The sequence below is a fragment of the Dactylosporangium sp. NBC_01737 genome, from assembly GCF_035963215.1.
Taxonomy (GTDB): domain Bacteria; phylum Actinomycetota; class Actinomycetes; order Mycobacteriales; family Micromonosporaceae; genus Dactylosporangium.
Genome location: NZ_CP109153.1, coordinates 13,447,298 through 13,471,706, shown reverse-complemented (window position 1 = coordinate 13,471,706; position 24,409 = coordinate 13,447,298). Strand labels below are relative to the sequence as shown.

The 24,409-nt window shown below is 71.8% G+C and carries 27 protein-coding genes; 16 read left to right on the top strand and 11 right to left on the bottom strand.

Annotated elements, in window-relative coordinates:
- Nucleotides 1-34: 34 nt before the first annotated feature.
- Nucleotides 35-610, top strand: coding sequence for a TetR/AcrR family transcriptional regulator (locus OHA72_RS62290; protein WP_327005423.1), 576 nt, complete (start codon nucleotides 35-37; stop codon nucleotides 608-610).
- A gap of 29 nt (nucleotides 611-639) precedes the next feature.
- Complete coding sequence (locus OHA72_RS62285) at nucleotides 640-2,664, top strand: catalase (protein WP_327005422.1); 2,025 nt, start codon at nucleotides 640-642, stop codon at nucleotides 2,662-2,664.
- Nucleotides 2,665-2,708: 44 nt separating this feature from the next.
- On the opposite strand, the gene OHA72_RS62280 is transcribed toward OHA72_RS62285, so the two are convergent.
- The gene (locus OHA72_RS62280) at nucleotides 2,709-3,398 is read right to left on the bottom strand and encodes an MBL fold metallo-hydrolase (RefSeq protein WP_327005421.1); all 690 of its coding nucleotides are present in this window, start codon (nucleotides 3,396-3,398) and stop codon (nucleotides 2,709-2,711) included.
- 24 nt (nucleotides 3,399-3,422) lie between these two features.
- Nucleotides 3,423-3,845 carry a thioesterase family protein gene (locus OHA72_RS62275; RefSeq protein WP_327005420.1) on the bottom strand — a complete coding sequence of 141 codons (423 nt, stop codon included), beginning with the start codon at nucleotides 3,843-3,845 and terminating at the stop codon, nucleotides 3,423-3,425.
- 54 nt (nucleotides 3,846-3,899) lie between these two features.
- On the opposite strand from OHA72_RS62275, the gene OHA72_RS62270 reads away from it, so the two are divergent.
- Nucleotides 3,900-4,637, top strand: coding sequence for an SIR2 family NAD-dependent protein deacylase (locus tag OHA72_RS62270; protein WP_327005419.1), 738 nt, complete (start codon nucleotides 3,900-3,902; stop codon nucleotides 4,635-4,637).
- Between the two features lie 25 nt (nucleotides 4,638-4,662).
- Here the strand turns inward: OHA72_RS62270 and OHA72_RS62265 are convergent, their stop codons facing one another.
- From OHA72_RS62265 to OHA72_RS62255, 3 genes are read right to left on the bottom strand one after another with little or no spacing between them, the layout of a single operon-like run.
- Nucleotides 4,663-6,027: a PH domain-containing protein gene (locus OHA72_RS62265; RefSeq protein WP_327005418.1), complete on the bottom strand. Its 1,365-nt coding sequence runs from the start codon at nucleotides 6,025-6,027 to the stop codon at nucleotides 4,663-4,665.
- Complete coding sequence (locus OHA72_RS62260) at nucleotides 6,024-6,500, bottom strand: PH domain-containing protein (protein WP_327005417.1); 477 nt, start codon at nucleotides 6,498-6,500, stop codon at nucleotides 6,024-6,026. Before OHA72_RS62260 ends, OHA72_RS62265 begins: the two co-directional genes overlap by 4 nt.
- Nucleotides 6,497-6,703: a hypothetical protein gene (locus OHA72_RS62255; RefSeq protein ID WP_327005416.1), complete on the bottom strand. Its 207-nt coding sequence runs from the start codon at nucleotides 6,701-6,703 to the stop codon at nucleotides 6,497-6,499. Before OHA72_RS62255 ends, OHA72_RS62260 begins: the two co-directional genes overlap by 4 nt.
- 283 nt (nucleotides 6,704-6,986) lie before the next feature.
- On the opposite strand from OHA72_RS62255, the gene OHA72_RS62250 reads away from it, so the two are divergent.
- The 7 genes from OHA72_RS62250 to OHA72_RS62220 all read left to right on the top strand — a co-directional run bounded on the left by OHA72_RS62250 (nucleotide 6,987) and on the right by OHA72_RS62220 (nucleotide 13,911).
- Nucleotides 6,987-8,078, top strand: coding sequence for an AAA family ATPase (locus OHA72_RS62250; RefSeq protein ID WP_442788800.1), 1,092 nt, complete (start codon nucleotides 6,987-6,989; stop codon nucleotides 8,076-8,078).
- A gap of 14 nt (nucleotides 8,079-8,092) precedes the next feature.
- Nucleotides 8,093-8,998 (top strand): DUF58 domain-containing protein, encoded by a 906-nt coding sequence (locus OHA72_RS62245; protein ID WP_327005414.1) that lies wholly within the window; start codon nucleotides 8,093-8,095, stop codon nucleotides 8,996-8,998.
- The gene (locus tag OHA72_RS62240; protein WP_327005413.1) at nucleotides 8,995-9,945 is read left to right on the top strand and encodes a VWA domain-containing protein; all 951 of its coding nucleotides are present in this window, start codon (nucleotides 8,995-8,997) and stop codon (nucleotides 9,943-9,945) included. The genes OHA72_RS62245 and OHA72_RS62240 overlap by 4 nt, the downstream gene beginning before the upstream one ends.
- A gap of 624 nt (nucleotides 9,946-10,569) precedes the next feature.
- Entirely contained in the window at nucleotides 10,570-11,274 is a 705-nt protein-coding gene (locus OHA72_RS62235; RefSeq protein WP_327005412.1) for a beta-ketoacyl-ACP reductase, read from the top strand.
- A 25-nt stretch (nucleotides 11,275-11,299) separates the two neighbouring features.
- The gene (fabI, locus tag OHA72_RS62230; protein ID WP_327005411.1) at nucleotides 11,300-12,070 is read left to right on the top strand and encodes an enoyl-ACP reductase FabI; all 771 of its coding nucleotides are present in this window, start codon (nucleotides 11,300-11,302) and stop codon (nucleotides 12,068-12,070) included.
- A 22-nt stretch (nucleotides 12,071-12,092) separates the two neighbouring features.
- The gene (locus OHA72_RS62225) at nucleotides 12,093-13,100 is read left to right on the top strand and encodes a ferrochelatase (RefSeq protein ID WP_327005410.1); all 1,008 of its coding nucleotides are present in this window, start codon (nucleotides 12,093-12,095) and stop codon (nucleotides 13,098-13,100) included.
- A gap of 31 nt (nucleotides 13,101-13,131) precedes the next feature.
- On the top strand, nucleotides 13,132-13,911 hold the full coding sequence (locus tag OHA72_RS62220; protein WP_203851149.1) for an HAD-IIA family hydrolase: 780 nt from the start codon (nucleotides 13,132-13,134) through the stop codon (nucleotides 13,909-13,911).
- Here the strand turns inward: OHA72_RS62220 and OHA72_RS62215 are convergent.
- The gene (locus OHA72_RS62215) at nucleotides 13,874-14,368 is read right to left on the bottom strand and encodes an SRPBCC family protein (RefSeq protein WP_327005409.1); all 495 of its coding nucleotides are present in this window, start codon (nucleotides 14,366-14,368) and stop codon (nucleotides 13,874-13,876) included. The two genes, OHA72_RS62220 and OHA72_RS62215, sit on opposite strands and share 38 nt — an antisense overlap.
- A gap of 50 nt (nucleotides 14,369-14,418) precedes the next feature.
- On the opposite strand from OHA72_RS62215, the gene OHA72_RS62210 reads away from it, so the two are divergent.
- Entirely contained in the window at nucleotides 14,419-14,910 is a 492-nt protein-coding gene (locus OHA72_RS62210) for a MarR family winged helix-turn-helix transcriptional regulator (RefSeq protein WP_327005408.1), read from the top strand.
- A 582-nt stretch (nucleotides 14,911-15,492) separates the two neighbouring features.
- On the opposite strand, the gene OHA72_RS62205 is transcribed toward OHA72_RS62210, so the two are convergent.
- A complete protein-coding gene (locus OHA72_RS62205; RefSeq protein WP_327005407.1) occupies nucleotides 15,493-16,275 on the bottom strand; it encodes an Rv1486c family protein in 783 nt (260 codons plus the stop codon).
- A gap of 75 nt (nucleotides 16,276-16,350) precedes the next feature.
- Here OHA72_RS62205 and OHA72_RS62200 point away from each other — a divergent pair, with 75 nt between their 5' ends.
- Nucleotides 16,351-17,157, top strand: coding sequence for a DUF3097 domain-containing protein (locus OHA72_RS62200; RefSeq protein WP_327005406.1), 807 nt, complete (start codon nucleotides 16,351-16,353; stop codon nucleotides 17,155-17,157).
- Here the strand turns inward: OHA72_RS62200 and OHA72_RS62195 are convergent.
- Complete coding sequence (locus OHA72_RS62195) at nucleotides 17,154-18,473, bottom strand: serine hydrolase domain-containing protein (protein WP_327005405.1); 1,320 nt, start codon at nucleotides 18,471-18,473, stop codon at nucleotides 17,154-17,156. The genes OHA72_RS62200 and OHA72_RS62195 overlap by 4 nt on opposite strands.
- A gap of 158 nt (nucleotides 18,474-18,631) precedes the next feature.
- Between OHA72_RS62195 and OHA72_RS62190 the strand changes: the two genes are divergently transcribed.
- Nucleotides 18,632-19,060: an NfeD family protein gene (locus tag OHA72_RS62190; protein WP_327011915.1), complete on the top strand. Its 429-nt coding sequence runs from the start codon at nucleotides 18,632-18,634 to the stop codon at nucleotides 19,058-19,060.
- 77 nt (nucleotides 19,061-19,137) lie between these two features.
- Nucleotides 19,138-20,178 (top strand): SPFH domain-containing protein, encoded by a 1,041-nt coding sequence (locus OHA72_RS62185; protein ID WP_327011914.1) that lies wholly within the window; start codon nucleotides 19,138-19,140, stop codon nucleotides 20,176-20,178.
- A 9-nt stretch (nucleotides 20,179-20,187) separates the two neighbouring features.
- Here OHA72_RS62185 and OHA72_RS62180 read toward each other — a convergent pair whose 3' ends face one another.
- The gene (locus OHA72_RS62180) at nucleotides 20,188-20,898 is read right to left on the bottom strand and encodes a CHAT domain-containing protein (RefSeq protein WP_327005404.1); all 711 of its coding nucleotides are present in this window, start codon (nucleotides 20,896-20,898) and stop codon (nucleotides 20,188-20,190) included.
- Nucleotides 20,899-21,165: 267 nt separating this feature from the next.
- On the opposite strand from OHA72_RS62180, the gene OHA72_RS62175 reads away from it, so the two are divergent.
- The gene (locus OHA72_RS62175) at nucleotides 21,166-21,480 is read left to right on the top strand and encodes a hypothetical protein (protein WP_327005403.1); all 315 of its coding nucleotides are present in this window, start codon (nucleotides 21,166-21,168) and stop codon (nucleotides 21,478-21,480) included.
- Between the two features lie 15 nt (nucleotides 21,481-21,495).
- Here OHA72_RS62175 and OHA72_RS62170 read toward each other — a convergent pair whose 3' ends face one another.
- Together OHA72_RS62170 and OHA72_RS62165 are read right to left on the bottom strand one after the other, a co-directional pair.
- Nucleotides 21,496-22,293, bottom strand: coding sequence for a TrmH family RNA methyltransferase (locus OHA72_RS62170; RefSeq protein WP_327011913.1), 798 nt, complete (start codon nucleotides 22,291-22,293; stop codon nucleotides 21,496-21,498).
- A 62-nt stretch (nucleotides 22,294-22,355) separates the two neighbouring features.
- On the bottom strand, nucleotides 22,356-22,778 hold the full coding sequence (locus OHA72_RS62165; RefSeq protein ID WP_327005402.1) for a DUF4265 domain-containing protein: 423 nt from the start codon (nucleotides 22,776-22,778) through the stop codon (nucleotides 22,356-22,358).
- 74 nt (nucleotides 22,779-22,852) lie between these two features.
- Here OHA72_RS62165 and OHA72_RS62160 point away from each other — a divergent pair, with 74 nt between their 5' ends.
- The gene (locus OHA72_RS62160) at nucleotides 22,853-24,409 is read left to right on the top strand and encodes a PucR family transcriptional regulator (protein ID WP_327005401.1); all 1,557 of its coding nucleotides are present in this window, start codon (nucleotides 22,853-22,855) and stop codon (nucleotides 24,407-24,409) included.

Genomic DNA, 24,409 nt, shown 5'->3' with positions numbered 1-24,409 from the left:
TGCAAGACGTTTGTGTGAGACGTATGATCAGGGCATGGGTAACAAGGAGAAGCTGCTCGACGGCGCCATCGAGTGCCTGCTCGACAAGGGCTACGCGCGCACCACCGCCCGCGACGTCGCCGCGGCGGCCGGCGTGAGCCTCGCCGCGATCGGCTACCACTTCGGCACCACAGACGCGCTGCTCAACGCCGCGCTCGACCGGGCCATGGAGAGCTGGGGCGCCGCGTTGGAGGACGCGCTGCGCGACGAGGGTGACGCGGCGCTCGACCCGCATGCCCGGTTCGTGGCGATCTGGACGCGGATCATCGCCTCCGTCGAGGCCCAGCCGGCGCTGTGGAAGCTGCAGTTCGAGGTGGTCGCGCAGCTCGCCGTGCTCCCCGAGCTGCACGAGCGCTGGCAGCACTCGCTCGCGGCCGCCCAGGAGGGCCTCGCCGAGCTGTTCGGCGGCGGCCCGGGCACGGGGGCCCTCTACCAGGCGCTGCTCACGGGCGTGGTGGTGCAGCACCTCGTCGCCCCCGGTCGCGGCGTCGACGGCGCCGGGCTGGCTGCCGCGCTGCAGCAGGTCGCAACCCAGATCCGTATCAGTGAAGATGCCGCCGAACGTGTGTAAAAGCCGCGAACCGCGGTAGCCCTTGAAGTATGACCGCCACATCGGACCACCGGGCGTTCAACGAGGGCGCACTGACCACCGACCAGGGCATCCCCGTCGCCGACACCGACAACTCGCTGCGCGCGGGTGCCCGCGGGCCGAGCCTCCTGGAGGACTTCCACCTCCGGGAGAAGCTCATGCGCTTCGACCACGAGCGCATCCCGGAGCGGGTCGTGCACGCCCGCGGCGCCGGTGCGCACGGCGTGTTCAAGGTCTACGAGCCCCTCGACGAGTACACCACCGCGGACTTCCTCACCGACCCGGACGCCGAGACGCCCGTCTTCGTGCGGTTCTCCACCGTGCAGGGCTCCCGCGGCTCCACCGACACCCCGAGGGACGTGCGCGGCTTCGCCACGAAGTTCTACACCCGCGAGGGCAACTTCGACCTGGTCGGCAACAACATGCCGGTCTTCTTCATCCAGGACGGCATCAAGTTCCCCGACCTGGTGCACGCCCTCAAGCCCGAGCCGCACCACGAGATGCCGCAGGCCGCGTCCGCGCACGACACGTTCTGGGACTTCGTGTCGCTGCAGCCCGAGACGATGCACCACCTCATCTGGCTCATGTCGGACCGGGCGCTGCCGCGCTCGTACCGGATGATGCAGGGCTTCGGCGTGCACACCTTCCGCCTGGTCAACGGCCACGGGCACAGCACGTTCGTGAAGTTCCACTGGACGCCGGCGCTCGGTACCCACTCCCTGGTCTTCGACGAGGCGCAGAAGATCTCCGGCAAGGACCCCGACTTCAACCGCCGCGACCTGTGGGAGGCGATCGAGGCGGGCGTGTTCCCGCAGTGGGAGCTCGGCGTGCAGCTCATCCCGCAGGAGCAGGCGTTCGCGTTCGACGACATCGACCTGCTGGACGCCACCAAGCTCATCCCCGAGGAGGTCGTCCCCGTCACGCCGGTCGGGCGGCTCACGCTCACCCGCAACCCGGACAACTTCTTCGCCGAGACCGAGCAGGTCGCGTTCTGCGTCGGCAACGTCGTGCCCGGCATCGACTTCACCGACGACCCGCTGCTGCAGGCGCGGCTGTTCTCCTACCTCGACACGCAGCTGACCCGCCTCGGCGGGCCCAACTTCGCGCAGCTGCCGGTCAACCGGCCGCACGCGCCGGTCCGCAACCACCAGCAGGACGGCCTGCACCAGCAGCGGGTACCCACCGGCCGGGCCAACTACCTGCCCAACTCCCTCGGCGGCAACCTGCCGGCCCGCGGCGCGGGCTTCGCGCACTTCGCCGAGACGGTCGACGGGCCCAAGGAACGCAAGCGCAGCGTCACCTTCGCCGACCACTACAGCCAGGCGACCCTGTTCTGGAACAGCATGTCGGCGTGGGAACGGGCGCACATCGTGGCCGCGTACCGCTTCGAGCTCGGCAAGGTCGACACCATGGCCATCCGGGTGCGCATGGTCGAGCACCTCAACCGCGTCGACCACGACCTCGCGGTCGCCGTCGCCGCAGGCATCGGCGTCGAGGAACCCGTCAAGTCCGTCGACAACCACGGTCGCGCCTCGGCCGCGCTGAGCCAGGCCGTGACCGCGCCCGGTCCCGTCGCCACCCGCAAGGTCGCGGTCCTCGTCGGCGACGGCGTCTCGGCCCGGGCCGTCGTCCGGCTCCGCGACGCCCTCGACGAGCGGGGCGTGCTCGTCGAACTGCTCGGGCCCGTCGCCGGTACCGTCGACACCGACGACGGCCTGCCGATGGAGGTCACCCGGGCGATGAGCACCGTCTCCTCCGTGCTCTACGACGCCGTCGCCATCCCCGACGGCGCCCTGGCGCTCGCCGCGGACGGCGTCGCGGTCAACTTCGCCGCCGAGGCCTACAAGCACGGCAAGGCGGTCGCGGCGTCCGGCACCGGCCAGGACGTCCTGCACCGCGCCCACATCCCGCTCGACGGCCCTCTCGACGGTGCTGACCCCGCCCTGATCCTCGACGACGACCCGGCCGGCCGCCTGCTCGCCGCCCTGGCCACCCACCGCAACTTCGACCGGGACGTGTCCGCGATCCCCGCCTGAGGCGTGTCCGGTGAGTGGGTCCGCCGCGGCCCGGCATCCACGCCTCAGGGCTTGTGCAGCTGGGCGTATCCGCGCCGGACGGCGGTGAGTGAGCCCTCGAACGGTGACCGCTCCGCGACCCGCTCGGCGGGCGCCCCGTCCGTGTCACCGTCGCGGATCAGCCACGCGAGCGCGGCGAGCTGCTCGTGCTGTGCCCGCACGAACGCCGCGTCGACGACCGTGCCGTGGCCCGGCACGACCTGCGTCTGCCCGGTCAGCGCCGGCTGCAACGCGGCCAGGGTGTCCGGCCATTCGAGCGGGTACGCGTCGTCGAACCGCGGCGGCCCACCCTGCTCCACCAGGTCCCCGACCACCGCGACGTCGGCGTCGGGCACGAGCGCGACCAGGTCGCCGGCGGAGTGCCCGCGTCCCGCATGCCGCAGGTGCACGACCCTGCCCCCGCCGAGCGGCACCGGCACCGGCGCCGGTCCGGCGTGGTCCGGCACCGCCACGCGTGACGCGCCCTCGGCGGCGAAGACGGCGTTGCCGCCGCAGTGCCCGGCGTGCTCGTGGGTGTTGACCACGACCAGCGGCAGCGCGGTGACCCGGCGGACCGCGGCGAGCAGCCCCCGCGCCTGCGCCTCGTCCGCGAGGGTGTCCACGACGAGCGCCAGGTCGTCCCCGACGACCAGGGTTGCCCTCACACCGTGCCGGGTGACGTGCACCCCGGCGGCGATCTCCCGCAACACGGTCATGGCGCACCCCCTGCTGTGCGTCTCCTACTTGTGCGTCTCCTGCTGTGCGTCTCCCCGGGCCTTCTCCAGGAAACGGTGACGCTCCACGATCACCCGCTCGACCCGGCCGTCGGCGATCACCTGGCTCCCGTCGCGGGCGACGATCTCGAAGACCAGCTTCCGGCCGTCGGCCTTCGCCAGTCGCGCCTCGACGGTGACCCTGCCCCCGATCGGGGTCGCCGCCCGGTGCTCCAGCTCGACCCGTGTCCCGACCGTCGTCCACCCCGGCGGCAGCCGCCGGACCAGCGCGCCGACCGTCGCCGCCTCGGCGAGCGCCAGGAGCTTCGGCGTGCCGAGGACCGGCACGTCACCCGACCCCAGCGACTGCGCCGTGTCGGCGTCGGTGACGGTCAGCTCGACCCGGGCGACCGCCCCCACCCACGGTGCCGCGTCCACAGAGAAGCCCATACCCCCCACACTAATGAGTTTCGAGGCGAAAACCCCGCCGCTACAGTCGGGTGCATGCGTGACCTTGCGGCCTGGGTGAACGCCGGCGAGGTGGTCGCCCTCACCGGCGCCGGCATCTCCACCGACTCCGGCATCCCCGACTTCCGCGGCCCCGGCGGCGTCTGGACCCGCGACCCCGAGGCGATGAAGCTCTCCTCGATCGAGCACTACGTCGCCGACCCGCAGATCCGCCGCCGCGCCTGGCAGGAGCGGCTGCACAACCCCGCGTGGACCGCCGAGCCCAACGCCGCCCACCACGCCCTCGTCGACCTCGAACGCGCCGGCAAGCTCACCGCCGTCATCACCCAGAACATCGACGGCCTGCACCAGCGCGCCGGCGCCGCGACCGTCATCGAGCTGCACGGCACCCTCTCGCAGACGCAGTGCCTCGGCTGCGCCGAGCGCCGCCCGATGCCCGAAACCCTGGCCCGCGTCACGGCCGGCGACCCCGACCCGGCCTGCCTGGCCTGCGGCGGCCTGCTGAAGTCCGCGACGATCTCCTTCGGCCAGGCCATGGACCTGGCCACGCTGGAGGCCGCCGCCGGGGCCGCGATGGGCTGCGACATCTTCCTGGCCGTCGGCACGTCCCTGACCGTGCACCCGGCGGCCGGCCTGGTCGACGTCGCCCGCAAGGCCGGCGCCATGGTGGTCATCGTCAACGCCGCCGAGACCCCGTACGACGCCGTCGCCGACATGGTCATCCGCGATCCCATCGGCGAGGTTCTCCCACGCCTCGCCCACGCCGCCGCCTGACGCCCGCGCCGCGGCGCTGCCTGACCTACCCGGGCTCGGTCGCGTCCGGGGGCGGCGGGGGCGCGGCAGGGGGCTTCAGCAGGGACACCCGGGGGCGGGTGGCGGCGCGGCGGGCGGCCCGGGAGCGGTCGGCGAGGAGGTCGGCGAGGGCGTATGCGTCGGCGGTGGCGCGGTGCCGGCCGACCGCGTGCAGCCCACCGGCGGTGTCCACGTGGACGGTGGCCAGGTCGAGGGCGCGTTGCAGCGGGCCCTGCGTGACCCGGACGCTCTGCACGCGGATCAGGGGCACCGCGACGAGCTCGCGGGTCAGGACGCCCTCGCGGACGGCGACGACCGTGTCGGTGACGGCGATGCCGATGCGGGACCAGGCAAGGGGCGCGAGCCAGCGGGCGCGGCGGGGCGGGCCGGCGACGGGGAGGGCGGCGGCGTCGAGCGGCGGTGCGCCGACGGTGGCGTGCACGGCGGCGCCGAGGACGCCGGCGGCGACGGCGAGGGTGTCGGCGGAGGCGGCGACGGGCACGAGGGTGCCGGCGCGCAGCTGTGCCTCGCCGTCGCCGGCATACCCGGCCACGTCGATGCGGGCGCGGGCCCAGCCGGGGGAGCGCCACAGCAGCGGCCAGGTCACCTTGAGGCCCTGGACGCGGCGGGGCGGCACGGTCTGGCTGCGCTTGTTGAGCAGGCCCTGGCGCACGCGCAGCGCGGCGGCGTCGGTGCCGATGGTGAAGTCCCACTCGTCCAGGACGCGGCGGACGGGGACCTGGAAGACGCCGAGGAACGCGGTGATCGTGCTGGCGGCGCCGATCAGGGTCCAGGCCGGGTCGAGGGAGGCCTGCCAGGAGACGAAGACGAGGCCGACGGGCACCGCCAGGGCCTGCGGGGTGAGCAGCTGGGCCTGCAGCAGCCGCCGGTTCACGACCGTGAAGACGCCCGCCACGTCGGTGTCGCCGGCCGGGGCATGGGCCACGCCGGTGGACAGGCCGATGAGCCGGGACCGGAGGCTGGCCGCGCCGGCGACGGTCAGGTAGGCCAGGGGCGCCTCGGTCTTGCCGGCGCCGATCACCTCCAGGCGCAGCTCGGCGAGCCCGAAGACGCGGGCGAGCAGCGGGCGGACCACGTCGATGGCCTGGACCCGTTCGAGCGGGATCGTTCTGGTACGCCGGGAGATCAGCCCCTCGTGCACCCGCAGCTCCCGGCCGACGATCTCGTAGCCGGTGACCAGCCACACGACGGCGGAGACGAGGACGGCGACGACGAGGATCACGCCCATCGCGGCGAGCCAGTGCAGCGGGCCCAGGTCGCTCAGCCCGCGCCAGGAGACGGCGACGGCGGCGAACGCCACCAGCTTGGCCCCCTTCAGCAGCGGGGTCAGCGGGTGGAGTCGTTGCCTCACAGGCCCTCTTCGCGGATCTCGCCGAGGGCGGCGAGCCGGTCCCGCAGCCGGGTCGCCTCGGCCGCCTCGAGTCCCGGCACGGAGGCGTCGCTGGCCGCGGCGGCGGTGTGCAGGGTGACGGTGGCCAGGCCGGCGGCGCGTTCGAGAGGGCCGGCGGTGACGTCGACGAACTGCATCCGCGCGTACGGGACGATCGACAGCCGCCGCACCAGCAGCCCGTGCCGCACGAGGAGGTCCTCGGCCCGCTCGGCGTAGCCCCAGGCGCGGATCGAGCGGCGCATGAACACGGCGCGGAGCACACCCAGCACCAACACGGCGAACGTCAGCAGGAGCAACCATGCGTTGACCAGGAGAGCGGCGACGGCGGCCGCGACCGCGACCGCGAGGGTCCAGACGGTCAGGACGCCGAGGCGCAGCCAGAAGTACCGGGGCGAGATCGACCGCCACGAGACGGTGTCAGGCGGGGCGGTCACGGGTCGAGCGTATCCGGGGCGAGGGGGATCGTGTCGCGCAGGAAACCGCGGGCGGTCAGGAAGTCACCGAGCGTGCTGCGGTGCGCGTCACAGGCGAGCCAGACCTTGCGACGGTCGGGGGTGTGCAGCTTCGGATTGTTCCAGCGCAGCTGCCACGTCGCCGGGGCGCGGCAGCCCTTGGCGGAGCAGATGAGGGGATCCACGCGGCCAGTGTGCCAGCGGGGGAGAGGATGAGCGCCGGGCGGCCACGGGGGAAGCCGCCCGGCGACGGGGTGAATCGTACCCACGCGGGTACGGGTGATGTCCAGTCACCCAAGGTGTCCGATCCGAAATTCCCGGAGAATCACTAGCCAGTTATCCGAAAAATCGGTAAAAATCGGTCGCGACCAGGACTCCCAGAAGCTTCCCAGTGACGTCGGATCGCGTTCGGTTGGTCCGGCGTGCGACGCTTGGAGCACTCTGATTGCCAGCATGAGTGGAGGACCGGTGACCCAGCCGAGCAACCCCGTCTCGCCGCCAGGCGGGCAGGTCTCGACACCCGCTCAGGACGCGACCGTGCTGGAGCGCGCCCTGTTCGAGGTCAAACGGGTCATCGTCGGCCAGGACCGCATGATCGAGCGCATGTTCGTCTCGCTGCTGTCGCGTGGCCACGTGCTCCTCGAGGGCGTGCCCGGCGTGGCGAAGACCCTCGCCGTGGAGACCCTGGCGCGGGTGGTGGGCGGCACGTTCTCCCGCATCCAGTTCACCCCCGACCTGGTGCCCGCCGACATCGTCGGCACCCGGATCTACCGGCAGTCCAGCGAGAAGTTCGACGTCGAGCTCGGCCCGGTGTTCGTCAACTTCCTGCTCGCCGACGAGATCAACCGCGCGCCCGCCAAGGTGCAGTCGGCGCTGCTGGAGATCATGGCCGAGCAGCAGGTGTCGATCGGCGGCGAGACCCACAAGGTCCCCCGGCCGTTCCTGGTCATGGCCACGCAGAACCCGATCGAGCAGGAGGGTGTCTACCCCCTGCCCGAGGCGCAGCGGGACCGCTTCCTGATGAAGATCCAGGTGGGCTACCCCACCGACAGCGAGGAGCGCGAGATCGTCTACCGGGTCAGCGTGAAGACCCCGGAGCCGGTCGCCGTGCTCACCCCGACCGAGCTGATGGCGTTGCAGGACAAGGCCGACGACGTGTTCGTGCACAACGCGCTCGTCGACTACGCCGTGCGGCTCGTGGTGGCGACCAGGGCACCCGCCGAGCACGGCCTGCCCGACATCGCGCAGCTCATCCAGTACGGTGCGAGCCCCCGCGCCTCGCTCGGCATCGTCCGTGCGTCGCGGGCCCTCGCCCTGCTGCGCGGCCGCGACTACGCGCTGCCGCAGGACGTGCAGGACATCGCGCCGGACATCCTGCGCCACCGCCTGGTGCTGTCCTACGACGCGCTCGCCGACGACATCTCCGCCGACGACATCGTCAAGCGGGTCCTCGCCGCGGTGCCGCCGCCGACCGTCGCGCCGCGCCAGCAGGCCGTCGCGGCCGGGGCAGGCACCGTCGGGGCGCCGCCGACCACGATCACCACCTGGCCGGGCCGTTGAGGGGCTGCTGATCCATGGCCACGGACGACGCCCGCGCCGAGGTCGTGCTCAACCGCATGCAGCTGCTCGTCACCCGCAAGCTTGACGGCCTGCTCCAGGGTGACTACCTGGGCCTCCTGCCGGGCCCCGGCACCGAGGCCGGCGAGTCCCGGGAGTACCGGCCGGGTGACGACGTGCGGCGCATGGACTGGCCCGTCACGGCCCGCACGACGCTGCCGCACGTCCGGCAGACCGTCGCCGACCGGGAGCTGGAGACCTGGCTCGCCGTCGACCTGTCCGCCAGCCTCGACTTCGGCACCGCCCGCTACCTCAAGCGCGACCTGGCGATCGCCGCGGCGGCTGCGGTCTCGCACCTGACGGTGCGCGGCGGCAACCGCATCGGCGCCGTCGTCGGCACCGCCGGCGACATGCACCGGCTGCCGGCACGCCCCGGCCGCAAGGACGCGCAGGGGCTGCTGCGGGCGATCGCCATGACGGCGGCCCAGCCCGGCCGCGCCGACCTCGGCGCGCTCGTCGACATGCTCAACCGCCCGCCGCGCCGCCGGGGCATGGCCGTGGTCATCTCCGATTTCATGACCCCGGTCGCCCAGTGGGCCCGCCCGCTGCGCAAGCTCGGCGTCCGCCACGACCTCCTCGCGGTGGAGATCGTCGACCCGCGCGAGCTCGAGCTGCCCAACGTCGGCGTCATCGCCCTCGTCGACCCCGAGACCGGCCGCATGCACGAGGTGCAGACCGCCGACCCGAAGCTGCGGCACCGCTACGCACACGCGGCCGCCGCACAGCGCGCCGAGATAGCCTCGGCACTGCGCGGTGCCAACGCCGCGCACCTGAGACTGCGCACCGACTCCGACTGGCTGCTCGACATCGTCCGGTTCGTCGCCGCCCAGCGGCACGCCCGGACGAGGGGGACGACCCGATGATCCGTTTGCTCTCACCGTGGTGGCTGCTGTCGCTGCTGCCCGTCCTTGCCGTCATCGGCGTGTACGTCTGGCGGCAACTGCACCGCCGCGCGTTCGCCGTCAAGTTCACCAACGTCGACCTGCTCAGCAGCCTGGTGCCCAAGGGCATCGGCGCCCGGCGCCACGTCAGCGCCGCCGCGTTCCTGCTGAGCCTGCTCATCCTCAGCTTCGGCATGGCCCGCCCGTCGGTGGACACCAAGGAACCCCTCGAGCGGGCCACCATCATGCTCGCCATCGACGTCTCCCTGTCGATGCAGGCGACCGACGTGCAGCCGACCCGCATCGAGGCCGCCAAGTCCGCGGCCACCGACTTCGTCAGGCAGCTGCCGGCCTCGTTCAACGTCGGCCTCGTCTCCTTCGCCAAGACCGCGAGCGTGCTGGTGTCCCCGACGAAGGAGCGCAACTCGGTGCTCCAGGCGATCGACGGCCTCACCCTGCAGGAGTCGACGGCCACCGGCGAGGCCGTCTTCACCAGTCTCGACGCGATCCGCACCGTCCCCGCCGACGGCGCCTCAGGCCCGCCGCCGGCCCGCATCGTCCTGCTGTCCGACGGCTTCCGCACCGCCGGCCGCTCCCTGGAGGACGCCTCCTCCGCCGCCTCCGCCGCCAACGTGCCCGTGTCGACGATCGCGTTCGGCACCGACGAGGGCGTGGTCCGCATCGGCAACACCCCGCAGCGCGTCCCCGTCGACCGGGCCTCGCTGCAGAAGGTCGCCGAGACCACCAAGGGCTACTTCTACGAGGCCGCCAGCAAGGAAGAGCTCAAGCGCGTCTACACCGACATGGGCAGCTCCATCGGCTACAAGACCAAGCCCCGCGAGATCACCCAGTGGTACCTGGGCGCCGGCTTCATCATGGCCCTGCTAGCCGGCGGCCTAAGCCTCCTCTGGGGCAGCCGCCTCCCATAACCCAAGAACAAAAACGACGGCGCGTGCGGGTCCATCGCGGATGGGCCTGCCTTCGCGTCTCGCGCGCAGGGCAGGCGAATAGGACGACAGACCTGGCACGACCCGCAACCCGAACCACCGGTCTTCAATCGCCACGCGCATGCGTGTGAGTCGGCCGCGCGAAGCGCAGGCCGTGCGACCAGCGGGAGCATTGGGGGTGTGGGGTGAGAATCCCCCACTGCTCCTGGACGGCCGAAGGCCGCAGCGGAAGATTAATGTGCTCCGACCATGTAGAAAAGCGCAGCGACCCACATGGCGGCCAGGAAGAATCCAATGGGCGCGATGAAGCGGCTCATGACGTGCTCCCAACGGTGTGTCTCGAGAAGAACTCCAGAACAGACACGCGGAGCCGTGACCGGGGAAGGACTACACCGAGTCACGACTGGAAGGATCGCTACTTCGCACAGCGATCACCTCCAGGGAGCAGCAGCCGCACCGGGCGGTCAGCAAAAAGCACGTGCAGACGCGCTCATGGTAGCGCCACGCCTCACGGCCCACATCAGCCGACCGGCGAGTTGGCGGGTACCCGTCAGTAACACCTAATCTCCGTACAGCTAATCGCAGGAATCGCAGAAGGGCGGCAACGTGGCGAGGACCGTGCTGGTCACCGGCGGTAACCGAGGGATCGGGCTGGCAATCGCGCAGGCATTCGCCGCGCAGGGTGACAGGGTCGCGGTGACCCACCGGGGGTCCGGCGCTCCCGACGGCCTGTTCGGCGTGCAGTGTGACATCACCGACAATGCCGCGGTCGACGCCGCGTTCACGACCGTGGAGGCCGAGCTCGGCCCCGTCGAGGTGCTCGTCGCCAACGCCGGCATCACCGACGACACGCTGCTGCTGCGGATGAGCGAGGACCAGTTCACCCGGGTCATCGACACGAACCTCACGGGCTCGTTCCGGGTCGCGAAGCGCGCCTCCAGCAAGATGCTGCGGGCCAAGTGGGGACGGATCATCTTCATCTCCTCCGTCGTCGGCCTGTACGGCGGGCCCGGGCAGGTCAACTACGCCGCGAGCAAGGCCGGCCTGGTCGGCATGGCCCGGTCGATCACCCGTGAGCTGGGCAGCCGCAACATCACCGCCAACGTGGTGGCGCCCGGGTTCATCGAGACGGACATGACCGCCGTGCTGCCCGAGGCGACGCAGGCCGAATACAAGAAGGCCATCCCGCTCGGCAGGATGGCGAAGCCCGAGGAGGTGGCGGGCGCGGTGACCTGGCTCGCGAGCGATTCCGCGGGGTACATCAGCGGCGCCGTCATCCCCGTCGACGGCGGCCTGGGCATGGGCCACTAACCAGAGCTGAACGAAGAGGAGCACCATGAGCGGACTGCTCGAAGGCAAGCGGCTGCTGATCACCGGGATCATCACCGACCAGTCGATCGCCTTCTCCGTCGCCAAGCTCGCCCAGGAGCAGGGCGCGACCGTCGTGCTGACCGGGTTCGGCCGGCTCTCGCTCGTCGAGCGGATCGCGAAGCGGCTGCCGAAGGAGGCGCCGGTCATCGAGCTCGACGTCACCAACCCGGAGCACCTCGCCGGCCTCGCGGACAAGGTGCGCGAGCACGTCGACGGCCTCGACGGCGTCCTGCACTCGATCGGGTTCGCCCCGGCCAGCTGCCTCGGCGGCGGGTTCCTGGAGACGCCGTGGGAGGACGTGGCGACCGCGATCCACGTGTCGACGTTCTCGTACAAGTCCCTGGCGGTGGCGTGCCTGCCGCTGATGGGCACCGGCGGCTCGATCGTGGGCCTCGACTTCGACGCGACCAAGGCGTGGCCGGTGTACGACTGGATGGGCGTGGCCAAGGCGGGCCTGGAGTCCACCTCGCGCTACCTCGCGCGGGACCTCGGCCCCCGGGGCATCCGGGTGAACCTGGTCGCGGCGGGTCCCCTTCGTACCATGGCGGCGAAGTCAATCCCGGGTTTCGCTGTGTTCGAGGAGTCGTGGGCGAAGACCGCGCCGCTCGGCTGGGACCTCAACGACCAGGTCGCCGCCGCGAAGGCCTGCTGCGCGCTGCTGTCGGACTGGTTCCCGGCCACGACCGGCGAGATCGTGCACGTCGACGGCGGGTACCACGCGGTCGGTTCCTCCTGACCCTGTTGTAACAATGGGACGCGTGGCTTATGACGCGTTCCTGCTCGTCTCGTTCGGCGGTCCGGAAGGGCAGGACGACGTCCTGCCCTTCCTGGAAAACGTGACGCGAGGGCGCGGCATCCCCGCTGCGCGCCTCGAGGCCGTCGCCGGGCACTACCGGCACTTCGGCGGCGTCTCACCGATCAACGCGCAGAACCGCGCCCTGCTCGACGCACTGCGCCCCGCCATGGACCTGCCCATGTACTGGGGCAACCGCAACTGGCACCCGTTCCTCGAAGACACCGTCCGGCAGATGCGCGACGACGGGGTCCGCCACGCGCTCGCCTTCGTCACCAGCCCCTTCGGCTCGAACTCCTCCTGCCGCCAGTATCAGGACGACATCGCCCGGGCCCGGGACGCCGTCGGGCCCGATGCCCCACAGATCGACAAGATCCGCCACTTCCACGACCATCCGCTCTATGTGGAGTCGCATGCCGCCGCGGTACGGGCAGCGCTGGAGTCCCTGCCGTCCCGCCTCAGCGCGCGGCTGGTCTTCACCGCACACTCGATCCCGACCGCCATGAACGACGCCTCCGGGCCCGGCGGGGTCGGCCGGTACCGCGCGCAGCTGCTGGAGACGGCCGCCCTGGTCGCCGCCGCGGCCGCCCCCGAGCTGGAGTGGGACCTGGTCTGGCAGAGCCGCTCCGGCCCGCCCCAGGTGCCGTGGCTCGAGCCCGACGTCAACGACCACCTGACGCGGCTCGCCGAGGACGGCGTGAAGGAGGTCGTGGTCAGCCCGGTCGGCTTCATCTCCGATCACCTGGAGGTGATCTGGGACCTCGACAACGAGGCCCGCGACACCGCCGCGAAGCTCGGGCTCGCCTTCGCCCGCGCCGCCACACCGGGCGTCGACCCCCGGTTCGTGACGATGATCCGACAGCTCGTCGACGAGCGCGTGCTTGCTCACAGTAACGTTCGTCACGCACTCGGAACCGTCCCCACCTGGGATTTCTGCCCGGACGACTGCTGCGTGTCACCGAAACGCGTATAGGACCGAAACGTTTCTGAGGGAGCATGTACGCGTGAGAGAACGCAAGCCCATCGAGTCCTGGCTCACCGACATGGACGGGGTCCTCGTGCACGAGGGCGAGCCCGTGCCCGGCGCACCGGAGTTCGTCAACCGGCTGCGCTCGTCCGGCAAGCCGTTCCTGATCCTGACCAACAACTCCATCTATACGGCCCGCGACCTGCAGGCCCGCCTGCGGCGCATCGGCTTCGACGTGCCCGAGTCCGCGATCTGGACCTCGGCCCTGGCCACCGCCCAGTTCCTGGACACGCAGCGCCCCGGCGGCACCGCCTACGTCATCGGCGAGGCCGGCCTGACCACCGCGATGCACGAGGTCGGCTACATCCTGACCGACACCGAACCGGATTACGTGGTGCTGGGCGAGACCCGCACCTACAGCTTCGAGGCGATAACGCAGGCGATCCGGCTCATCAACGACGGCGCCCGCTTCATCTGCACCAACCCCGACGCCACCGGCCCCTCCAACGAGGGTGCCCTGCCTGCGTGCGGGGCCGTCGCCGCCCTGATCTCCAAGGCGACCGGCATCGAGCCGTACTTCATCGGCAAGCCCAACCCGATGATGATGCGCTCCGCCCTCAACAGCATCGACGCGCATTCGGAGACCACCGCGATGATCGGCGACCGCATGGACACCGACGTCCTGTGCGGCCTCGAGGCGGGCCTGGAGACGATCCTGGTCCTCAGCGGCATCTCGACGGTGGCGGACGTGGAGCGTTACCCGTACCGGCCGTCGCGCATCATCCCGTCGGTCGCGCACCTGATCGACGAGGTGTAGCACCGGCCGTTTCCACCAGGGCGCGGAGCCGCCCGGCGTCTCCGGTGAGGGCGCGCCGCAGCGTCGCGCGGAACAGGGGCGCCGCGAGACGCTGCGCGCCGTGCAGGCGGACGTTGAGCTCCAGCCGCACCAGGCATGCGCCGGCGGCGGTCGCGGTGACCGTGCGCGAGCCGTCGGCGTCCGCGCCACTGGTGGTGCGCCAGGCGAACCGCAGCCCCGGACCGACCCCGGTGACGACGCCGACGTTGTGGTACGCCCCGCCGGCCACCCGCATGTGCTCCTCCGTCGTCGTGCCGGCGCGGACCGCCCCAGCGGGCGTCGGCACCATCGACGTGACACCCTTGCGCCACAGCACATCGTTGCCGTAGTCGGCCAGCACATCCCACACGACCTGCGCATCCCGGTCGATCACGATCTCGGCCTGCAACGCCAGCGTCTGCTTCGGCAAAGTAGTCATGCGTCTGATAATACGGCGTCGAACTATCTGTCGATCCATAGAATGTCGGCATGGCGACGCCCGACGACGTGGACCGCATCATGGCGCAGTGGCACCGCGAGCGGCCCGACCTCGACCTGGCCGCGATGGAGACGTTCGGCCGTCTGGGCCGGCTCTTCGCCCACCTGGGCAGGGCCGTCGACGAGACCTTCACCCGCTTCGGCCTGCAACGCGGCGAGTACGACGTCCTTGCCGCGCTCCGCCGCTCCGGCACCCCGTTCGTCCTGACCCCGTCAGCGCTGTCCGACGTCCTCATGCTGTCCCGCGCCGGGATGACGAACCGCCTCGACCGCCTCGAAGCCGCCGGCCTGGTCGAACGCCGCGCCAACCACGAGGACCGCCGCAGCATGCTGATCGCCCTGACCCCCCGCGGCGTCACCCTGACAGACGAGGTCACCACAGTCCACGTGGCCAACGAGTCCAACCTGCTGTCCACCCTGACCCCCGACGAACGCCACCACCTGGACACCCTGTCCCGCAAACTCCTGTCCCGCTTCGAATAACCACTCCGAGCACCCCACCCGATAGGGGACTGCGAGCGCAGCGAGTATGGGGTTGCGGGTGGGAACCCCCGCCGCCGCAGCGCAGCTGCGGCAGCATTGCAGCGGCGGCCGCCCCACTCCAGCCCGTACGGAACGGTGACCCCGGCGGGCCTGGGAAGCGCAGCGCCCCGACCCAACCACTCGGGCTGGTAGGAGAGTGCGGCGCGGAGCGGCGCATGGGGGTGCGGGTGGGAACCCCCGCCGCCGCAGCGCAGCTGCGGCAGGATTGCAGTGGCGGCTGCCCCGCTCCGGCCCGTAAGGAAGGGTGCCCCCGGCGGGCCTGGGAAGCGCAGCGCCCCGACCTATCCGGTCGGGCCGGTTCCGAGAGTGCGAGCGCAGCGAGTATGGGGGTGCGGGTGGGAACCCCCGCCGCCGCAGCGGAGCTGCGGCAGGATTGCAGTGGCGGCTGCCCCACTCCAGCCCGGTAGAGACGGTGACCACGACGGACCGGGGAAGCGCAGCGCCCCAACCTGTCCACTCGGGCTGGTGGGAGAGCGCGTCGCGGGTGGGAACCCCTGCCGCCGTGCCGGAGGCGCGGCAGCTTTACAACATCGGGGCGTTGCAGGCGGCTACCAAGGCTCTGCGGCAGGCCGTGGTCAGGGGGCGCAGGGCGGCGTCGCGTTGCTGGACCTCGTAGCCGTTGATGGCGCCGCCGGGGGCTGCGTGTTCGGCGAGGGCCAGGACGCGGTCCAGGACCGAGGCTCGGGCGTACAGGCGGCGGGCCCGGGGGTCGTAGCCAGGGGGCAGGTCCGTGGCGCCGTCGGGTTTGCGGAGTGCTTCGATGGCGCCGGCGAGCTCTGGGCGCCACTGGGCAATGTCGAGCTTGGCGAGGGTGCGGGTCGCGGTTGCCAGCTCGGCGGACAGCTCTGCCTCCGCCTCGGCCGTCGAAGGGCCGCCTGCCGGTGGGACGGAGGTGGGCAGGACGAAGACCTGCCAGCGGACCGTCTCGAACTCGTCGCCGGAGCCGGAGGTGTGCAGGCGGACCTCCGGCACGAAACCGAGTCCGCCTGCGATCACGCCCTCGCCGGCCAGGAGCGCCGCGCCACTGAACGGGCCGGGGCCGGGCAGGCCACGGGGGTCGCCTGGGGCGGGGAGCACCAGGCGGACCTCGTCCGGGTGGAGCTTGGACAGCGCGGCGATCGCGTCCGTCAAGGACACGTCGGTCCACGTGCCGGGGACGTCGGAGACCATGTGCTCCTCGTCGCCGGAGATCTCGGCGGCGGCGTCGTCGCACGGCACGAGGCCGGCGCGCCACGCCCGGACCCATGCCACGAAACGCGCCGAGCGGCGCGCCTGCAGGGTCGCCGCGCGTGCTGCGGGGGACATGGGAGCAAGGGTACGTGCTGACGTGCCGGTATGTCTCGCAGGCGGACAGGGCGTCAGCCGATACGCTTGCCGTCCATGGACGTCCTGGCGAACAACGACTGGCGGAGACGGCGCACGGTCCCGACGGTGGACGCTGAGCTGGACCTGGTCGTGGAGGATGCCGACTCGGGGTTCTGCGGGGCCGTGGTCGGGTTCGAGTTCGGCGCGGTGGTGCTGGAGGACCGGCACGGCAAGCGCCGCAACTTCCCGCTCGAGCCGGCCGCGTTCCTGCTCGACGGGGAGCCGGTGACGCTGACGAGGCCGGCGGTGGCCGTACACCCGCAGCAACGAAAAATCACCAGCTCCGGGTCGATCGCGGTGACGGGGCTCACGGCCCGGGTGGCGCGACGGAGCCGGATCTGGGTCGAGGGCATCCACGACGCCGCGCTCGTCGAGCGGATCTGGGGCCACGACCTGCGGGTCGAGGGTGTCGTGGTAGAGCCGCTCGACGGGATCGACGAGCTGAGCGAGGCCGTCGCCGCGTTCCATCCGGGGCCCGTGGCGCGCCTCGGGGTGCTCGTCGACCACCTCGTGCCGAACTCCAAAGAAAGCCGAATTGTCGGAAATATCCGGTCACCCTATGCGCTCATCACGGGGCATCCCTACGTCGACGTGTGGCAGGCGGTCAAACCCGCGGCCCTCGGCATCCGCGAGTGGCCCGTCATCCCACCCGGGCGACCCTGGAAGGAAGGCGTCTGCGAGAGGCTCGGCGTGGCAGAGCCCGCCGACATGTGGCGCCGCATCCTCGCGTCCGTCTCAAGCTACCGCGACGTCGAAACCCCGCTCATCAACGCCGTGGAACGCCTCATCGACTTCGTCACGGAACCCGACGAGGAGGTCTAGCAGGACGGCCAAGGGTCCCGCGAGAGCACGAACGTCGCGATGTCCAGCGCGACCACCGCACCGTCGGCGTCGCGCACGACCCGCAGCAGCTCGCCGTCGTTGTCGCCGGAGCGGCCCCGCCACAGGTCCGCGGTGGGCCCGTCCGGTGTGAAGCGCCACCCCCGGCGGCCCGTCGTCAGCGGCGTCACCACCAGCTCCCCGTCGGCCCAGCCGACCTCGTGCTCCTGGCCCATCCACCACCACCGGCCGGTGAGCGGCGCGATCTGCGCGGGCGGCTCCTCCCGGGGCCGCCACGGCGCCACCCGCGCCGGCTCGCGGTCCAGCACGGCGCCGAGCAGGTCGAGGCCGAAACCGCTGAGCCCACCGGAGTAGCGCATGGTGTACGCGTTGCCGAACGCCACCACCCCGGTGCGCGACGGCCGGTGCACGGCGAGGACCGCGAGGTAGCCGGGCATCGAGCCGCTGTGGCCGACGAAGACCCGCTCCCCGCGCCGCCACAGCTGCAGGCCGAGGCCGTGCCCGGCGGTCCAGCCGTCCAGGTCGCTGATCACGACCGGCGCGCACATCTCCGCCACGGTCGCCGGCGCGAGGACCGCCGGGTCGGGCTCGGCCAGGAACGCCGCCCACCGCGACAGGTCCTGCACCGTCGACCACAGCTGCCCGGCGGGCGCCATCGCGGCCGCGTCGTGTCGCGGCTCCTCGCGCAGTTCGTCCAGCCACGGGTGTACGACGTAGCCCCGCGCGAACGGCTCCACCGGCGCGTACGTCGTGCGGTCCAGTTGCAGCGGGCCGAGGAGCCGCTTGGCGAGCAACGACTGCCAGTCCTCGCCGCCGACCCGGGCCACCATCGCGCCCAGCAGCCCGTAGGCGAGGTTCGAGTAGTGATACCCGTGCAGGGGTGGGTAGGCGACCTTGTCGGCCGTCAGCGTGGACAGGAACGTGTCGACGTCCACCCCCGCGGCGCGCTCCCACCAGTCGCCGTCCGGTTCGCGCTGCACACCGCCGGCGTGGCCGAGCAGCTGCCGGATGGTGACGGCGCCGACGGGGGTACCGGGGAGATGGCGGTAGAGCAGGTCGTCGAGGGCCAGCTTCCCCTCGTCGCGCAGCGCGAGGACGAGCGCCGCGGTCATGGTCTTCGTGATCGACCCGATCCGGAACTGCAACCCGGTGACCGGACCGTCCAGCCCGCCGGTCGCCACGTGCTCCAGGACGCCGTCGCGGACGACCCCGGCGACGAGGGCGGGCACCCGCCCACCGGCATGGGCGTGGGCGACGAGGTCGTCGACGCGCGAGACGGTCTCGGGCAGCAGCGGCACGGGTGACCTCCGAGTGCGATGAAGAGGGATGAAGAGGGCGACTGACTCCCCAACTGTGCGCCGGGCCGGGGCGCACCGCGTATCGACAAGGATTCGGCAAGACGAGTGATCAGGGAGCAGCGCCACGAGCATCGGCGTGACACGATCGAAGGGTGGACCTGTGGCTGATCGTCTGGCTCGTCGTCGGCGCCGCGCTCATCGTGGCGGAGATCTTCACGACCACGTTCGTCCTGCTGATGTTCGGCCTCGGCGCGTTCGCCGCGGCCGGCGCGGCGGCCCTCGGTGCGGGGGTGCCGGTGCAGGCGGCGGTGTTCGCGGTCGTGTCGGCTCTGTCGTTCCTCGCCGTGCGGCCGACGCTGACGCGGTACATGCGCCGCGACGTGCGCGACACGCAGATGGGCGTCGAGGCCCTGGAGGGCTCGATGGCGCTGGTCATCGAGGCCGTCGACCACGACAGTGGGCAGATCAAGATCGACGGTGAGATGTGGCGGGCCCGCCCCTACGACGCGACGCAGACGTTCGCGGTCGGGGACCGGGTCCGGGTGATCGAGATCAAGGGTGCCACCGCCATGGTGTGGAAGGACTGAGCCAAGTGGATCCGAGTACGTTCGTGGCGATCGTCGTCATCGCCGCCGCGCTGTTGTTCATCGTCACCGTCGTCAAGATGGTCAAGGTCGTGCCCCAGCAGGTCGAGTACGTCGTGGAGCGGCTCGGCAAGTACAGCCGCACCCTGACCCCCGGCCTCAACATCCTGGTGCCGTTCATCGACTCGGTGCGCAACAAGGTCGACAAGCGCGAGGTGGTCGTCAGCTTCCCGCCGCAGCCCGTCATCACCTCCGACAACCTGGTCGTGTCGATCGACACCGTCCTGTACTTCAAGGTCGTCGACTCGGTCCGCGCCACCTACGAGATCTACAGCTACCTGCAGGGCATCGAGCAGCTCACCGTCACGACGCTGCGCAACGTGATCGGCTCACTGGACCTGGAGAAGGCCCTGACCAGCCGCGACGAGATCAACCGGCACCTGTCCGGGGTCCTGGACGAGACCACGGGCCGCTGGGGGATCAAGGTGACCCGGGTCGAGCTGAAGGCGATCGAGCCGCCGCCGAGCATCCGCGACTCGATGGAGAAGCAGATGCGCGCCGAGCGTGACCGCCGCGCGGCGATCCTGCACGCGGAGGGCCTCAAGCAGTCGCAGATCCTCACCGCCGAGGGTGAGAAGCAGGCCGCGGTCCTGCGCGCCGAGGGTGACCGGCAGTCCCGCATCCTCACCGCCGAGGGCCAGGCGAAGGCGATCCGGACCGTCGTGGACTCGATCCACGCGGCGAACCCCGACTCGAAGGTCATGGCGTACCAGTACCTGCAGTCGCTGCCGCAGATTGCCGCCGGGCAGTCCAACAAGCTGTGGATCCTGCCGGTCGAGCTGACGAAGGCCCTGGAGGGCATCGGCGGCGCGCTCGGCGGCATCACTCAGATGTCCGACTCGGCCCGCGCCGGTCTCGTCGAGTCACGCGCCGACGAGGCGGAGTCCGCCGACGTCATCGAGGCGCGCCGCTCGGCCGAGGACGCCGCCGCGGCCGCGAACGCCGAGGCCGCCGCGGCCTCCGCGCAGGTCTCCGGCAACCCGAAGAGCACCCCCGCCGGGATCACCGCCCAGGACCTGGCCGCCCTGGACGACCAGCCGACCCGCGAGCTGGAGCGCTAGCGTCGCGGCTCAACCGCCGATCGTGCCGGCCACGTCGGCACCGGGTCTGATGATCAGCTCCGGGACGTCGTGGTCGGCCAGGCCGTGCAGCATCAGCGCGGTCCTCGCCTGCTCGAACGCCTGCGGCACCGTGCGGCGGAAGCCCAGCGCGGAGTAGAACGCCGACGCGAAGACGACCGCCGACTCGTCGGTGACCCGCGTGCGCATGCCGACGATGAAGTCGATGTGCCGGCCGATCGCCTGCGCCTGGGCGGCGGAGTGGCACGCGTTGAGCACGACGACGCGGATGTCGTCCCGCACGACCCGGAAGAGCTCGGCGAGCGCCTCCGTGCCGACCGGCCGGCTGTCGCCGCCGCCCGCGGACAGCGTGATCGAGCCGGTCCGGTCCCCGTGGCCGCTGAAGTGGACGATGTGCGGACGGTGCTGGTTCAGGTGCTGCAGCAGGTCCGAGGAGCGCACCGCCCAGCGGGTGACGAGCTCGAAGGCGTCCCGGTCCTGCGACAGCCGCAGCTTCTCGGTGATCTCCCGGGCCTCCTCGTCGAGGGCGAGGCGCGGGGTGTCCACCGGGTTGGCCGCCAGCATCAGCACGCGGATGCGGACCTCGGGAGCCGCCGGTGACGGTGCCGCCTCGGCGGTGCCGTGGATGTTGATGCTTCCCCCACCCATGACCCCGTACACCGTGCCGCCACCGTCGGCGCGGTTGATCTGCGTGTCGCGCATCGGGACACCTCCACCGAATCGTCCGTCAGGCTCACTGAACCAACCCGCGCAACGCTTTGTTGATCCGTCATGCGGACGGTTCGCCGTGCCGTGTCCGGCAATCGCCACGCGCCGCAGCCATTGATCACGGCGAGTCGTCCACGCCCGCCGTCCGATCAATCGGGCGCGTCCGTCCGGAACGGCCCCGGTTCTGACCGCACGGCGGAGGAGCCCGTCATTGCCGCAATGTCATGGTGACAGCGAAGCGACGTGACGGCAGGGAGTGCTATGAGCGCGGGTAACGGCCCGTCGAACAATTCCAACCAGTACAACTCGGCCGGTCCCGGCGGCAACGTGTACGCCACCCAGGGCGGCGGGACCATCAACGTGCACCAGCCGCAGACGGCGGCGCGGCGCGGCGTCGGCATCGACACGAAGGTGCTGCTGGCGGTCATCGTGGCCGACGTGGCGTTCTTCTTCATCGGCATGCTGTCCTACACCGGAGAGAACACCAGCGGCGACGCCTGGCGGGCCGGTATCTTCCTGTTCCTGCTGGCATTGACCGGCACCCTGATCCGCCGCTGGATCCGCCGCCGGGTGTAATCACGGAGCAAGGCGTCAGCGGCACAATTCCCAGAACGCGACGGCGGCCGCCGCGGCGACATTGAGCGAATCGACGCCGTTGCGCATCGGGATCACCACCCGCACGTCGCTCGCGTCGAGGGCCTTGGCCGACAGCCCAGGCCCCTCCGCGCCCAGCAGCAGCGCCGTGCGCTCCCGCTGCGCGGCGCTCAACGTCTGGATCGGCACCGCGTCCGGTGCGGGCGTCATCGCCAGCAGCGTGAGCCCCGCCGCGCGGACCGCCGCGAGCCCGTCGGGCCACGGCTCGATCCGCGCGTACGGGATCGCGAACACCTCACCCATGCTGACCCGCACGCTGCGCCGGTACAGCGGATCCGCGCACGACGGCGACAGCAGCACCGCGTCCATGCCCAGCGCCGCCGCACCCCGGAAGATCGCCCCGACATTGGTGTGGTTGTTGACGTCCTCCAGGATCGCGACCCGCCGGGCGGTCGCCAGGACCTCCGCCGCGGTCAGGTCGGGCCTGCGGTGGAAGCTGGCGAGGACCCCGCGATGGACGTGGAACCCGGTGATGGCTTCGAGCACCGCCTGGTCGCCGGCGTAGACGGGTGCACCGTCGAGGGGCAGGTCGTCGAGCTGCCCGACGCGCTTGGCGTCGATCAGGACGGACCGCAGCCGGTACCCGGCCCGCAACGCCCGGCGGATCACCAGCTCGCCCTCGGCGATGAACAGCCCGTTCGGCGGCTCCCACCGGGTGCGCAGCTCGACGTCGGTCAGCGCCCGGTAGTCGCCGATGCGCGCGTCGTCGGGGTCGGTGATGGTCTCGGCGGTCAGCACCCGGTCGATTCTGCCAAGTGCGGTGGGTGCGAGCGCACGCCCGGCCCGCGGCCCGGGTGTCAAGCGGGCACGACGCCCAGGTCGTAGTGCCAGGCGCCGGCGTCCTGACCCTGCCGCAGCACCTGCATGACGGCCGCGGCCGGGACCGAGGCGGGGACGTCGACCGCGACCATCCCGAACGGCGTGGCGTGCGCGTCGCAGCCCAGCGCCACGAACTGGCGGGCCACCCGGTCGAGTGCGGTCCTGTCGACCGGCACGACGCGGGACGTCCAGTGGCCGCTGTTCGACACGATCGCGGTGACCCAGAGCCGGTCGTCGCCGCGCCTGCGCTTGACGCGGACCACGTCGCCGCGCGCCATCCCGACGACGAACACGGGGATCCCCTCGATCCGGAACCGGCCGCGGCCGACCTCGGTCGCGTCGATCTCCTCCGCCTCGAACGGCGGGTAGCCGCTCTCGTCGCGTTCCAGCGCCACGTACACGTGCTGCATGGTCAAGGCCGGCCCCAGCTGTCGCCCGCCCGGATGGCGACCGGGAAGTTGTAGCATCCGCGCTGATGTTCCCGTCGGTTCGTGAGGTGCTCGAGCTCGACCCGGTCCGCAACGGTGCGCCAAGGGTCGTGGCGGGGGAGCGCGGCCTCGATCAGGCCGTGCGGTGGGTGCACAGCTCCGAGGTGCCGGACATCGCGACCCTGCTGCGCGGCGGCGAGCTGGTCCTCATCACGGGGATCGGGCTGCCGCTGGACGACGCGGGGCTGCGCCGGTTCATCACCGACCTGGCCGACGTCGGCGCGTGCGGCCTGGCCGTGGAGATGGGGCGGCGCTACTCGCAGCGGCTGCCGGGCGTCATGGTCCGCACCGCGGAGGAGCTCGGGTTTCCGCTGGTCGAGCTGCACCGGGGCACGCCGTTCGTGCTGATCACGCAGGCGGTGCACGGGATGATCGTGGACGCGCAGCTGGCGGAGCTGCGGGCGACCGCCGAGATCCACCAGCGGTTCACGGACCTGTCGGTGGAGGGGGCGGCGCCGGCGGAGGTGGTCGCGCAGACCGCGGCGCTCGCCGGTGCACCCGTCGTGCTGGAGAATCTTTCGCGGCAGGTCCTTGCGTACGACGCCGCGGGCGGCTCGGCAGAGCTGCTGCTGGCCAACTGGGAGTCGCATTCGCGGGCGGTGCAGCCGCCGGGGCGCACCGGGCACGACGCGGAGGCGGGCTGGCTCGTCACCGTCGTCGGCGCGCGCGGGCAGGACTGGGGGCGGCTGCTGATCCGGTTGCCGGCGGCGGCGCCCGCGGCGCGGCACGTCATCCTCATCGAGCGGGCCGCGTCGGCCCTGGCGCTCGTGCGGCTGACCCACCGCGACGACGTCGAGCAGCAGACGCAGACCGCGCTGCTCACCGCGCTGCTGCGGCACACCGGGCCGGTCGACGACGTGGTCGTGCGGGCGCGGGCGCTGGGGGTACCACTGGAACGGCGGCACCTGATCGGTGTGGTGATCCGTCCGGGCCGGGCGGAGACCGCGGCGCGGGCGCTGCGGGAGGCCGCGCTGACGGGGCTCGCGGGTGCGCTCGACGACGGCAGCGCCGGGATACTGCTGGCGTTGCGGAGCGTCGAGGAGGAGCGCGACGCGCTGCACCGGCTCGCGGTGCGGATCCGGGCCATCGCCGACGGTGACGTGGTCGTGGCGGCGGGGGAGGCCGTGGCGACGCCGAAGGAGGCGCGCCGGTCGCTGCTGGAGGCGAGCCAGGTCGCGATGTCGGTCCGGCACGTCGCGTCGGGCCCCGGCGAGGTGGTCCGGCTCGCCGACGTCGGCCTGCCGGGCCTGCTGCACATGCTGCGCGACGAGCCGCGGCTGCAGACGTTCGTGGAGCAGGAACTCGGCCCGCTGCTCGCGCACGACGCCCGGCACCCGCGGGAGCAGCTGCTCGGGGTGCTGCGGATGTATCTGGAGTGCGGGCGCAACAAGTCCGCGGCGGCGGAGCACAGCCACCTGTCACGGCCGGCGTTCTACGAGCGCCTGGCCCGCATCCGCAGGGTCCTCGGGGTGGATCTCGACTCGGTGCGGGTGTGCCTGTCGCTGCATGTGGCCCTGCTGGCGTTGGACGCGCTGCGGGACTGA

Coding starts and splice junctions, on each gene's coding strand:
- OHA72_RS62290 (WP_327005423.1), top strand. CDS start 35: ATGGGTAACAAGGAGAAGCTGCTCGACGGCGCCATCGAGTGCCTGCTC.
- OHA72_RS62285 (WP_327005422.1), top strand. CDS start 640: ATGACCGCCACATCGGACCACCGGGCGTTCAACGAGGGCGCACTGACC.
- OHA72_RS62280 (WP_327005421.1), bottom strand. CDS start 3,398: ATGACCGTGTTGCGGGAGATCGCCGCCGGGGTGCACGTCACCCGGCAC.
- OHA72_RS62275 (WP_327005420.1), bottom strand. CDS start 3,845: ATGGGCTTCTCTGTGGACGCGGCACCGTGGGTGGGGGCGGTCGCCCGG.
- OHA72_RS62270 (WP_327005419.1), top strand. CDS start 3,900: ATGCGTGACCTTGCGGCCTGGGTGAACGCCGGCGAGGTGGTCGCCCTC.
- OHA72_RS62245 (WP_327005414.1), top strand. CDS start 8,093: ATGGCCACGGACGACGCCCGCGCCGAGGTCGTGCTCAACCGCATGCAG.
- OHA72_RS62240 (WP_327005413.1), top strand. CDS start 8,995: ATGATCCGTTTGCTCTCACCGTGGTGGCTGCTGTCGCTGCTGCCCGTC.
- fabI (WP_327005411.1), top strand. CDS start 11,300: ATGAGCGGACTGCTCGAAGGCAAGCGGCTGCTGATCACCGGGATCATC.
- OHA72_RS62215 (WP_327005409.1), bottom strand. CDS start 14,368: ATGACTACTTTGCCGAAGCAGACGCTGGCGTTGCAGGCCGAGATCGTG.
- OHA72_RS62210 (WP_327005408.1), top strand. CDS start 14,419: ATGGCGACGCCCGACGACGTGGACCGCATCATGGCGCAGTGGCACCGC.
- OHA72_RS62205 (WP_327005407.1), bottom strand. CDS start 16,275: ATGTCCCCCGCAGCACGCGCGGCGACCCTGCAGGCGCGCCGCTCGGCG.
- OHA72_RS62200 (WP_327005406.1), top strand. CDS start 16,351: ATGGACGTCCTGGCGAACAACGACTGGCGGAGACGGCGCACGGTCCCG.
- OHA72_RS62185 (WP_327011914.1), top strand. CDS start 19,138: ATGGTCAAGGTCGTGCCCCAGCAGGTCGAGTACGTCGTGGAGCGGCTC.
- OHA72_RS62180 (WP_327005404.1), bottom strand. CDS start 20,898: ATGCGCGACACGCAGATCAACCGCGCCGACGGTGGCGGCACGGTGTAC.
- OHA72_RS62175 (WP_327005403.1), top strand. CDS start 21,166: ATGAGCGCGGGTAACGGCCCGTCGAACAATTCCAACCAGTACAACTCG.
- OHA72_RS62160 (WP_327005401.1), top strand. CDS start 22,853: ATGTTCCCGTCGGTTCGTGAGGTGCTCGAGCTCGACCCGGTCCGCAAC.